10 protein-coding genes and 1 pseudogene are annotated in these 10,431 nt (G+C 69.0%); 5 read left to right on the top strand and 6 right to left on the bottom strand.

The window, feature by feature from the left end:
- Positions 1-82: 82 nt before the first annotated feature.
- Positions 83-412, top strand: a pseudogene (locus IEW15_RS23995) (HlyD family secretion protein); the annotation flags it as partial.
- Positions 413-502: 90 nt separating this feature from the next.
- Here the strand turns inward: IEW15_RS23995 and IEW15_RS23990 are convergent.
- The 4 genes from IEW15_RS23990 to IEW15_RS23975 form a co-directional block, all read right to left on the bottom strand.
- Positions 503-598: a hypothetical protein gene (locus IEW15_RS23990; RefSeq protein ID WP_188582822.1), complete on the bottom strand. Its 96-nt coding sequence runs from the start codon at positions 596-598 to the stop codon at positions 503-505.
- 45 nt (positions 599-643) lie between these two features.
- Entirely contained in the window at positions 644-1,654 is a 1,011-nt protein-coding gene (locus IEW15_RS23985; RefSeq protein WP_188582826.1) for a class 1 fructose-bisphosphatase, read from the bottom strand.
- A gap of 64 nt (positions 1,655-1,718) precedes the next feature.
- Positions 1,719-2,519, bottom strand: a complete 801-nt coding sequence (locus tag IEW15_RS23980) for a CoxG family protein (RefSeq protein ID WP_188582820.1) — start codon at positions 2,517-2,519, stop codon at positions 1,719-1,721.
- A 105-nt stretch (positions 2,520-2,624) separates the two neighbouring features.
- Positions 2,625-3,281, bottom strand: a complete 657-nt coding sequence (locus tag IEW15_RS23975) for an arylesterase (RefSeq protein WP_188582818.1) — start codon at positions 3,279-3,281, stop codon at positions 2,625-2,627.
- 207 nt (positions 3,282-3,488) lie between these two features.
- Here IEW15_RS23975 and IEW15_RS23970 point away from each other — a divergent pair, with 207 nt between their 5' ends.
- The 4 genes from IEW15_RS23970 to IEW15_RS23955 all read left to right on the top strand — a co-directional run bounded on the left by IEW15_RS23970 (position 3,489) and on the right by IEW15_RS23955 (position 8,828).
- Positions 3,489-4,187: an ABC transporter ATP-binding protein gene (locus IEW15_RS23970; protein ID WP_188582816.1), complete on the top strand. Its 699-nt coding sequence runs from the start codon at positions 3,489-3,491 to the stop codon at positions 4,185-4,187.
- Positions 4,184-6,850 (top strand): ABC transporter permease, encoded by a 2,667-nt coding sequence (locus IEW15_RS23965; RefSeq protein WP_188582814.1) that lies wholly within the window; start codon positions 4,184-4,186, stop codon positions 6,848-6,850. The genes IEW15_RS23970 and IEW15_RS23965 overlap by 4 nt, the downstream gene beginning before the upstream one ends.
- Positions 6,851-7,084: 234 nt before the next feature.
- Entirely contained in the window at positions 7,085-7,954 is an 870-nt protein-coding gene (locus tag IEW15_RS23960) for a branched-chain amino acid aminotransferase (RefSeq protein ID WP_188582812.1), read from the top strand.
- Positions 7,955-8,162: 208 nt separating this feature from the next.
- Positions 8,163-8,828 carry a helix-turn-helix domain-containing protein gene (locus IEW15_RS23955; RefSeq protein ID WP_188582810.1) on the top strand — a complete coding sequence of 222 codons (666 nt, stop codon included), beginning with the start codon at positions 8,163-8,165 and terminating at the stop codon, positions 8,826-8,828.
- Positions 8,829-8,903: 75 nt separating this feature from the next.
- Here the strand turns inward: IEW15_RS23955 and IEW15_RS23950 are convergent, their stop codons facing one another.
- Both IEW15_RS23950 and IEW15_RS23945 read right to left on the bottom strand, forming a co-directional pair.
- Complete coding sequence (locus IEW15_RS23950; protein WP_188582808.1) at positions 8,904-9,248, bottom strand: DMT family transporter; 345 nt, start codon at positions 9,246-9,248, stop codon at positions 8,904-8,906.
- A gap of 73 nt (positions 9,249-9,321) precedes the next feature.
- Positions 9,322-10,251, bottom strand: coding sequence for a prephenate dehydratase (locus IEW15_RS23945; RefSeq protein WP_229708667.1), 930 nt, complete (start codon positions 10,249-10,251; stop codon positions 9,322-9,324).
- Positions 10,252-10,431: the final 180 nt, after the last annotated feature.

The following is a 10,431-nucleotide window of genomic DNA, read 5'->3' as shown; positions in this document are numbered from 1 at the left end:
TGAGGATTCGACACCCCGAGCCTAACGGCTCAAGGCGAGCAACGCCGCTCTCCCTTTTTCAACAATGACCGGGACATCCCCCAGTTTCTGGGTCACGGGCTACTTCGAAGAGACCAAGATCCGTCAGATCCGCGTCGGAAGCCCCGCGCGGATCATGTTGATGGGTTTCGATCAGCCCGTATCCGGCACTGTCGAGAGCATCGGGCGCGGCATCGAGAACAGCAATGACGCGCCCGGTCATCTCGGTCTGCCAGATGTGGCGGCAACCTTTTCCTGGGTGCGTCTTGCCCAGCGCATCCCGGTCCGCATCCACATCGATCGGGTGCCTTCTGGTGTCGAATTGGCGGCAGGCATGACGGCAACCATCGAGATCAGCCCCGCCAGGGCCGAGCCCGCTCGTGCATCCGACTGAAATGGCGGTAGCGCAGTCCCGTTTCGTGGACAACAGGTCGCTCCGGCGCCAACGCGCGAGACGGTCGGCGGAGCGCGGGCGTGCCGTGCCCTACGCCACCGACCTGAACGACTTCAGAAACGCGATCTCCTCAGGGTGGCGGTCGAGGATTTCGATCAGGGCAATAGCCGCATCGCTTGGCGCCATCGCACCGCTTTCATATTTCTGGAACGCGTGCCCGCCGCCGGCCGATCAGCCGGCCACATCCCCGTCATGATAGGCCGCCACCCGGTCGACCTCGGCCGGGTCGCCCATCACCACGCCGATACGCTGGTGCAGGGCATCGGGGGCGACGTCGAGGATCGGGGTGACGCCGTTGGTGGCACGGCCGCCGGCCTGTTCGATCAGGAAACCCATCGGGTTCGCCTCGTACATCAGGCGCAGCTTGCCGGGCTTCTTGGGGTCGCGGCCGTCCCAAGGGTACAGGAACACGCCGCCGCGCTTCAGGATGCGATGGATGTCGGCCACCATCGATCCGGTCCAGCGCATATTGAAATTGGCCTCACGCGGGCCATCGGCGCCGGCCAGGCATTCGTCGATATAGCGGCGCACCGCCGGCGACCAATGGCGCTGGTTCGACATGTTGATGGCGAATTCGCGCTTGCCCGAGGGGATCCGCAGCCGTTCGGTGATCAGCACCCACGAGCCGAGTTCGCGGTCGAGCGCGAATTCATACACGCCGCTGCCCACCGTCAGCACCAGCAGGGTCTGCGGGCCATAGATCGCATAGCCGGCCGCCACCTGCCGGCGGCCGCTCTGCAGGAAGTCGCTTTCGACCACGGTCCGCCCCGATGCGTCGTCGGGGGCGGTCAGCACCGAGAAGATCGTGCCGACGCTGAGATCCACATCGACATTGCTCGACCCGTCGATGGGATCGAACAGCAGCAGGTACTCGCCCTTGGGATAGCGGTTCGGGATCAGATGGATGGTTTCCATCTCCTCCGACGCCATCGCCGCCAGATGCCCGCCCCATTCATTGGCGTCGAGCACCATTTCATTGGCGAGCACGTCCAGCTTCATCTGGGCCTCACCCTGCACGTTATCGGTGCCGTGATTGCCCAGAACGCCGCCAAGCGCGCCCTTGTTGACGGAATGGCTGATCGCCTTGCAGGTGCGGGCCACGATTTCGATCAGAAGCCGCAACTGCGCCGGGATGGTGCCGTTCAAGCGCTGCTGTTCGATCAGAAAACGGGTCAGGGTCATCGGTCTGGTGAGCAAGGTCGGTTCCTGCGACGCTGGTGGCTGGATCGGGTGATGCCGTCATTGATTACCCGAACACCAGCACCAGCACCAGCGACACCACCACCAGCGCCCCCAGCCACACGAACGGATTGGCGCCCTTGCCATGGCCGTGGCCATGGGCGTCGTCGCCATGACCATGCCCGTCATGGCCCTGATCATGGCCATGATCGCCATGGCCATGCGTGCCATGATCGTCATGGGGAGCGTGGCTGCCCGACAGCCCCATCGCCGCCGCGGCCGGCGAGACCGCCGCACTCATGCCGGCGGCGGCGGGGGAGACCGGCGCGCCGTGATCGGGCACCACCGGCCGGTTGGCAGGGGCCGCCGCGACCGGCTCGGGCGCCGGCGCCGAGGCCGCGGCATTCGCCGTGCCGGCGGCTTCGGCTTCGGCCGCGAGCCGGGCGAAATTCGCGAAGAATTCATCGGCCAGCTTCTGCACCGTGCCCTGGATCAGCCGGGCGCCCAACTGGGCCATCTTGCCGCCGACCTGGGCGTCGGCCTTATAGGTCAGGATCGTGCCGCCCTCGCCATCCGGGGCCAGGGTCACATCGGCGGTGCCCTTGCCGAAGCCGGCGGCGCCACCCTTGCCCTCACCGGCGATCTTGTAGCTGTGCGGCGGGTCAAGGTCCAGCAGGGTCACCTGACCGTTGAAGGTCGCCTTCACCGGGCCGATCTTCGAGGTCACGACCGCGGCATACTGGTTGTCGCCGGTCTGTTCCACCGACTGGCAGCCGGGGATGCAGTCCTTCAGGGCAGCCGGATCGACCAGTTTCGACCAGACCGTTTCAGGGGCGGCGGGGATGCGGTATTCGCCCGAAAGCTCCATGGGTCTCCTCGTCCTTCCGTATATGCGGCCAACGGCGCGTTCTTTGGTTGATCCTAGCACCCCTCGCGGTCCGCGACATCCACGGTGTCATGACATCCTGTGCGGTCATGACTGCGCCGGCACCTCCGGAACGCGGCTCTCCTGAAGCGCCCGGATCACCACCGGCGCCAGCCGTCCGGCCATGCGCGCCGCACCTTCGGCATTCGGGTGCAGCCCGTCGGCCTGCACCAGCCCCGGTTCCAGCGCCACACCCTCCAGAAAAAACGGGTCCAGCGGCACGTCGAACCGCGCGGCCAGCCGATCATACATGCCGTCGAAGGCCGCCCGGTAGGCCGGCCCCCAATTGTTGGGCGCGCGCATCCCCACCAGCAGCGCCGGCAGGCCGCGATCACCCAGAACGGTCAGGATCCGGGCCAGATTATCCTCGGCCTTGGCCGGATCGAGCCCACGCAACGCGTCATTGGCACCAAGCGACACGATCACCAGATCCGGCGCCTGTTCCAGCCCGCCCAGAGCCCAGTCGAGGCGGGCGAGCCCGCCGGCGGTGGTGTCGCCCGATACACCCGCATTCACGACCTTGGCGCTGGTGCCCTGTGCTGCCAGCGCCGCTTCCAGCCGGGGCACGAAACCCTGATCCTCGGGCAGGCCATAGCCGGCGGTCAGGCTGTCGCCCAGGGCCAGGATCAGGGGCTCCGCCGCGGCGGCGCGGGCATCGCCACTACCGCCGGCGATGCCCGCCGCCAGACCCGCAATCAGGACCAAGGCAGCGATCAGCCCGGAAAACAGCCCTCGGCGCGTCGGAAATCCACGCCCCGTCCGTGAAGACGATACTGTCGGCGCGCCTGCATGTTTGCCTGGGTGTTTGATCGGCGGCAGATCCGCGCCATATCCGTGGCGATACCCTGCACCGGCATCGGTGCGGCCGGCAGGCTGTCGGTAAGCGGTCACGACAAGAAGGCTCCTTATTTCATGATCCGGCTGAACGGCGTTTCGGTGACCTTCGGCCGCGGGGCCACCGCGGTCAACGTGCTGCGCGATATCGACCTCACCCTGGCGTCGGGCGAGACCCTGGCGGTGCTGGGGCCGTCGGGCGCCGGCAAATCCACCCTGCTTGCCATCGTCGCCGGGCTGGAGCGGCCGACCACCGGCCGGGTCGCGATCGCCGGCCAGGACCTGGCCGGTCAGGGCGAGGATGGCCTCGCCCGGCTGCGCGCCAGACATATCGGCATCGTCTTCCAGGCTTTCCACCTGATCCCCACCCTGACCGCGCGGGAAAACGTCGCCCTGCCGCTGGAACTCTCTGGCGCCGACGATGCCGATGCCCGCGCGGTGGCGGCACTGGAGCGGGTCGGCCTGTCGCACCGGCTGGACCATTACCCGGCGGCCCTGTCGGGTGGCGAGCAGCAGCGCGTGGCTTTTGCCCGCGCGGTCGTCCACCGGCCATCACTGCTTCTGGCCGACGAGCCCACCGGCAATCTGGACCGCACCACCGCCCGGATGATCTCCGATGCCCTGCTGGGCTATCGCTGCGAAACCGGCGCTGCGGTGATGCTGATCACCCATGACGAGGCCCTGGCGCGGCGCGCCGACCGCCTGCTGCGGATCGAGGATGGCCGCATCCTGACCACGGAGCCGGCCACCTCCGGCGCCATGGCGGGTGCCGAATGACCGTGGGCAGCATCGACCGCGCCGGCCGGGGCCGCCCCGCCGTCGCCAGTGGCGGCGGCGCCCCGCGCCGGATGGCCCTGATCCGCTTCGCGCTGCGCGATCTGCGCCGGGGCATCGGCAGTTTCAGCATCGTGCTGGCCTCGCTGGCGCTGGGGGTTGCGGCCATGGCCGGCATCGGGGCGCTGGACGCGGCCGTGGTCGCCGGCCAGACCCGAGATGCCCGCGCCCTGCTGGGCGGCGATCTGGAACTGGCCACCACCGGCCGGCCGCTGCCCGATGCGGCGCTGCAAGACCTTGCCGCGCGCGCCGACGCGGTCTCGGCCGTGGTCGACCTGCGCGCCATGGCCCGTCTGTCGCCCGAAGATGCCGCCGCGCGCACCGCTGCGCCCGACACGCCATCGGCCTCCGAACCTCCCGCCGGCATGGCGGGCACGGCGAATGACCGCGCGCTGGTCCAGGTGCTGGCGGTGGACGCGGCCTATCCGCTGGTTGGCCGGATGCAGACCGATCCGCCGCTGGCCGGCCCGCCCGCCCAGGCGCTGGGCGATGATGGCCTGCTGGCCGAAGCCGCCCTGCTGGCACGGCTCAGGCTTCAGCCCGGCGATCGGCTGATGCTGGGCGATGCCGGCTTCCGGATCGTCGGCACCCTGATGGCACAGCCCGATCAGGGCGGCTTCGGCTTCGCGCTGGGGCCGCGGGTGGTGATGTCGATGGCGGGGCTCGCCCGTGCCGGTCTGGATGCGCCGGGCACCATCTCGCGCCACATGACCCGGGCGGTTCTGCCGGCCGGCACCGATGCCGGCGGCGTGGTGGCGGCGCTGGAAGCGGCCCACCCTGAGGAAAGCTGGCGGGCGCGCACGCTCGACCGCGCCAATCCGGGCCTCGCCGGCTTCGTCGACCGGCTGGCGACCCATCTGGAACTGGTGGCGCTGGCGGCGCTGGCGATCGGCGGCATCGGCGTCGCCGGTGCGGCGCGCGCGCATCTGGAAGCCCGCGCCCGCACCATCGCGGTGCTGAAGGCCCTGGCGCTGGGCCCCAGGGCGGTCTTCTTCACCTATGTCGTGCAGATGCTGGTGGTGGCGCTGGTCGGGGTCGCGATCGGGGTCGCCTGCGGCGCCACCGTGCCGTGGATCGCCGCCAGCTTCGCCGACGGCCTGCTGCCAACCCCGATCCTGCCCGCACTTTATACCCTGCCGCTGGCACGCGCGGCGCTGATCGGGCTGGGCGTCGCCATCGCCTTCACCGCCCCGGCGCTCGGCCGTGCCGCCGGCGTGCGGCCGGGCGATCTGCTGCGCGCGGCGGTGGTGCCGCTCGGCGCCCGCACCGGCCGCATGGGACTGGTGGCAGGCGGTCTCGCCGGGCTGGTGGTGGTGGCGCTGGTCATCGCCGGCGCCGCCGACCCGGTGCTGGCCGCCATCGCCATGGCCTCGATCGCCCTGGCTCTGGGGGTGTTCCGGCTGGCCTCCGCCGGTATCGCGGCGCTGGCGCGGCGGGTGCGGGTGCCGGGCCGGCCGGCACTGCGCCTGGGGGTCGCGGGCCTGCGCCGTCCGGGCGCGCCCACGGCCGAAATCGCCGCGGCACTGGGCGCGGGGCTGATGGTGCTGACCGCCCTGGCGCTGGTGCAGGACAATCTGACCCGGCTGATCGGCGAAAGCCTGCCCGAGCGGGCGCCGCAATACTTCTTCCTAGACATCCAGCCCGATCAGGTCGCCGATTTCGATGCCATGGCGGTGGCGGCGGTGGGGGCTGAGAACGTCGCCCGGATGCCCACATTGCGCGGCCGCATCCGGGGCCTGAACGGCCAGCCGGTCATCGAGGCCGATGTGGCCGAGGATGAACGCTGGGCGGTGCGCGGCGAGATCGGCATGTCCTGGTCGGCAACAGCACCCCAGGGCACGGTGCTGACGGCCGGGCAATGGTGGCCGGCCGATTACAGCGGCCCGCCGCTGGTGTCGATCGATGGCGATCTGGTTCGCGGCATGGGCGCCAGGGTCGGCGACAGCATCGACATTCTGGTGCTGGGCCGCACCATCACGGCTGAAATCGCCAATCTGCGCCGGATCGACTGGCTGGACCTGTCGCTGAACTTCGTGATGGTGCTCTCGCCCGGCGCACTCGCCGGTGCGCCCGCCACCCATATCGCCACCATCTCAGGCGATCCGGCGGTGGCCGAAGCCCTGATGGTGCGGACCACCGACCGCTTCCCCAACGTCTCGGCGGTCACGGTGGGTGATGCCGTGAAGCAGGCCGGGCTGATCATCCAGGGCATTGCCGGGGCGGTGCGGATCACCGCCTTCGCGGTGCTGGCGGCGGGCGCGCTGGTGCTGGCGGCGGCGGTGCTGGCCGCCCAGTCCAAGCGCCGTTTCGATGCGGTGATGATGAAGGTGGTGGGGGCGTCGCGCGCCACCATCGCAACCGGCCTTGCGATCGAGTTCCTGATCGTGGCGCTGGTGGTGGGGCTGATCGGCGCCGCCGGCGGCACTCTGGCCGCCGCCGCCATCACCCACTGGCTGCTCAAGATCGGCTTCGTGTTCTCGGCCGGGCCGGTGCTGCTGTCGCTGACGGCCGGCATCGGTCTGGCGCTGGCGGTGGGGCTGGCGGCGGTGGCCGGCGCGCTGGCCGTGCCGCCGGCGCGCATCCTGCGCGAGCGGGCGGGGCTGTGACGCGCGCGCCAACCGCGGCGGCGAAGAGCCCTGCAAAAAACCAACGTCACAGGCGATAAAACGCCGTCCACTTCGCTTTGACAGCACGCGGCAAGGGAGTATCCTGCTTCGACTTGCGGTGCGGGAACCCACTTCCGCGCCCGAAATCCCTGCCGCACGCCTCCGGAACGGCCTATTGGATGGCCCCGCCGGGCAGATGGTGCGGCAGTGGTGCTGTGTCTTCAGGAGCACGTCATGGCCTTCGCCAATCTATCGAGCCTGCCGGCCTGGTCGTATATCGACGGCCGCTGGGTTGAGGGAAATCCCTCGATCATGGGACCGATGTCCCAGGGCTATCAGTTCGCCTCGATGGTATTCGACGGTGCGCGATCCTTCGACGGTGTGGTCCCCGATCTGGAAGGCCATTGCGCCCGCCTGCTCCGCTCGGCCAAGTCCTTCGAACTGGAGCCCAAGGTCGATCTGGATACCGTCATCGGCACGGCGCTCGACGGCGTGAAGCGCTTTCCCCGCGACGTCGCCACCTATATCCGGCCGGTGATGTATGCCGAGGACGGCATGGTCGAACTGGATCCGGATTCGACCCGCTATGTCATGACCGTGTTCGCGATCCCGTTCTCGAACGAGATGGGCAGCTTCTCCACCGGGCTCAGCCCCTATCGTCGCCCCGGACCGGACATGGCGCCGACCGATGCCAAGGCTGCCTGCCTCTACCCGATGACCGACCGCGCCCTGCGTGAGGCCGGCCGGCGCGGCGTCGACAACCCGGTGATGCTCGACCCCGAGGGCAATGTCGCCGAATTCGCCTCGGCCAATCTGTTCATGGTCAAGGACGGCGTGGTCCATACCCCGGCGCTCAACGGCACCTTCCTGGCCGGTGTCACCCGCGCGCGGGTGATGGGCCTGTTCGCCGCCGAGGGCATCGAGGTGGTGGAACGCCCGATCAGCTATGACGAGTTGAAGGATGCCGACGAGCTGTTCTCGACCGGCAACTTCAACAAGGTCGCGGCGGTGAACCGGATCGAGGACCGCAACCTCCAGCCCGGCCCCATCGCCCGCAAGGCCTGGGATCTGTACTTCGCCTGGGCGCGCGATCAGGGCTTCTGAGTCCGACGCCACCACCTGCTTATCCAGGAATGCCGCGCCAGTTGAGGGCGGCAGCCGGGGCATGATGTCATGCACCGGCTGCCGTCTTTGTTTTTTGCGCGATGGCGATGGCTGGACCGCGGGCAACTGGCGCGGTTATTCTCGGCGACACTTCCGGCCACAGCCCCCCCCCCGCGGCCGGCGGTCATGTCAGCCCTAAGGACCAATGATGAACAGCCACAGCCAGCACAGCGACGACGGCGAGCGCGGCTCCGTGGTCGACGAGATCGACGACGGCATGGTCACCGGCGAGGCCGGCCAGATCGAAAGCCGCGTGTCCCGGCGTATTCGCGAGTTGCGGCGCGATCGTGGCATGACCCTGCAGACCCTGGCCGAGAAGGCCGGGGTGTCGAAATCGATGATTTCCAAGGTGGAGCGCGGCGAGGCCAGCCCGTCGGCCGCCACGGTGGCGCGGCTGGCAGCCGGGCTTGGCGTCACCATCTCAAGCCTGCTGGGCGAACACGACCGCCACGACGTGCTGCTGCTGCGCCGCGCCGACCAGGCAGCCTTCGTCGACCCGGAAACCGGATTCGAGCGCCGGTCGATGTCGCCGATCTTCCCGTCGCGGGGCCTGGATCTGGTGCAGGTGACCGTGCCTCAGGGCGCCACCGCCGGCCCCTTCGTCGGTCATCGCTATGGGGTCGAGGAATATCTGGTGGTGGTGGAAGGCCGCCTCGGCGTCACCGTCGGCGGCGTCAACCATGTGCTGCAGACCGGCGACGCGATCTTCTATCAGGCCCATGTCGCCCATCAATATGCCAATCTGGGCGAGGGCCCGGCCGTGGCACTGGTGGTGATCGGCGATATCCGCGACCTGCGCGAAGGCCGCGACTGACACTGCAAGCGGCGCCCGTCGGGCGCCTCAGTGCCCACCCGCCTCAGTGCCCACCCGCCTCAGTGCCCACCCGCCTCAGTGCCCGCCCGACAGGTTCAGCCCGATCACCCCGGCCACGATCAGCCCCAGCGAGGCCAGCTTGATCGGGTTCAGGCTTTCGCCGAAGGCGACGATGCCGATGGTGGCGATCAGCGCCGTACCGACCCCCGACCAGATCGCATAGGCAATGCCGATCTCGATCCGCCTCAAGGCCAGCCCCAGCAGGCTGAAGGCGATCAGATAGCCCAGCACCATCACCACCACCGGCCCGGTGCGGCTGAGGCCGTCGGACAGTTTCATCGACGTGGTGGCGATGACCTCGGCCGCGATCGCGCCGCCAAGCAGCGCCCAGGCAAGTCCGGCACTGATCCCGCTGCCCATCCTGTGGGGTCGCCCTTCGTCGGCGGCCGACCTGTCCGGTCAGCCGGATGTGGAGATGCCGGGTGAGATGATATCAGAGACCCGAGGGCAGACCGTCCAGCCCCGCGGCCCCGCCGGCGGGCCCCCCGGCCAGCCGGTCGGGGCTTGCGGGATAGATCCCCAGGATCCGGACATCGGTCGAAAAGAAGCGCAGCTCCTCCATCGCCAGTGCCACCGACCGGTCGTCGGGATGGCCCTCGATATCGGCATAGAACACCGCCGGGGTGAAGGCGCCGTCGATCAGGTAATTCTCAAGCTTGGTCATGTTGACGCCATTGGTCGCGAACCCGCCCAGCGCCTTGTACAGCGCCGCCGGCACGTTGCGGACCTGAAAGATGAAGCTGGTCACCACCGGGCCGTTGCCGGCCGCCGGCACCACCTTGTCGCGCATCATCACGACGAAGCGGGTGGTGTTGTGCTCGGCATCCTCGATCGCCTCGGCCAGCACATCCAGGCCATAGATCTCGGCCGACAGCCGCGAGGCGATCGCCGATACCGTCGGATCCTGAAGTTCGGCCACCCGGGCGGCGGCACTGGCGGTGTCGGAATGCACCACCGGCCGGATGCCGTTCGCCTCCATGAACACATGGCATTGCGACAGGGCGTGAACATGGCTCAGCGCCGTGCGCACGCCGCCCAGGCTGGCGCCGGGCACCCCCAGCAGGCAATGGCTCACCCGCATGAAATGCTCGCCGGTAATACTGAGGCCCGATCTGGGCAGCAGGCGGTGCACATCCGCCACCCGCCCGGCCAGGGTGTTGTCGATCGGGATCATCGCCTGATCGGCCTGGCCCTCACGCACCGCGTCGATCGCATCGGCGAATGTCGGGCAGGGCAGCGGCACCATGTCCGGAAACATCTGACGACAGGCCATGTGCGAATAGGCGCCGGGCTGGCCCTGAAAGGAGATGATATCGGCGGGACGGTGCGGCGCCGGGCGGGACATGGGTGACGAGGCGGGCATGGGCGGAGTTTCCGGAGCACAGGGGAAAGCTGTCTGTAAAAGCGCGCGCCATCTTGCGCCCGCATCGCCCCGCCTGTCCATGCCGGCAGCCGGGTTTTCCAGGGCAATCGGGTGAAACTGTGCGTGACAGGGCGGAAAAAGTCTGAATCTCTCGTTGTCGACCTTTTTGGCTTGGGAGGG

Origin of the sequence: Tistrella bauzanensis, from assembly GCF_014636235.1 — a bacterium.
Lineage (GTDB): Bacteria > Pseudomonadota > Alphaproteobacteria > Tistrellales > Tistrellaceae > Tistrella > Tistrella bauzanensis.
The sequence above is the reverse complement of the archived record's forward strand: the minus strand, read 5'-3'. Positions and strand labels throughout refer to the sequence as shown.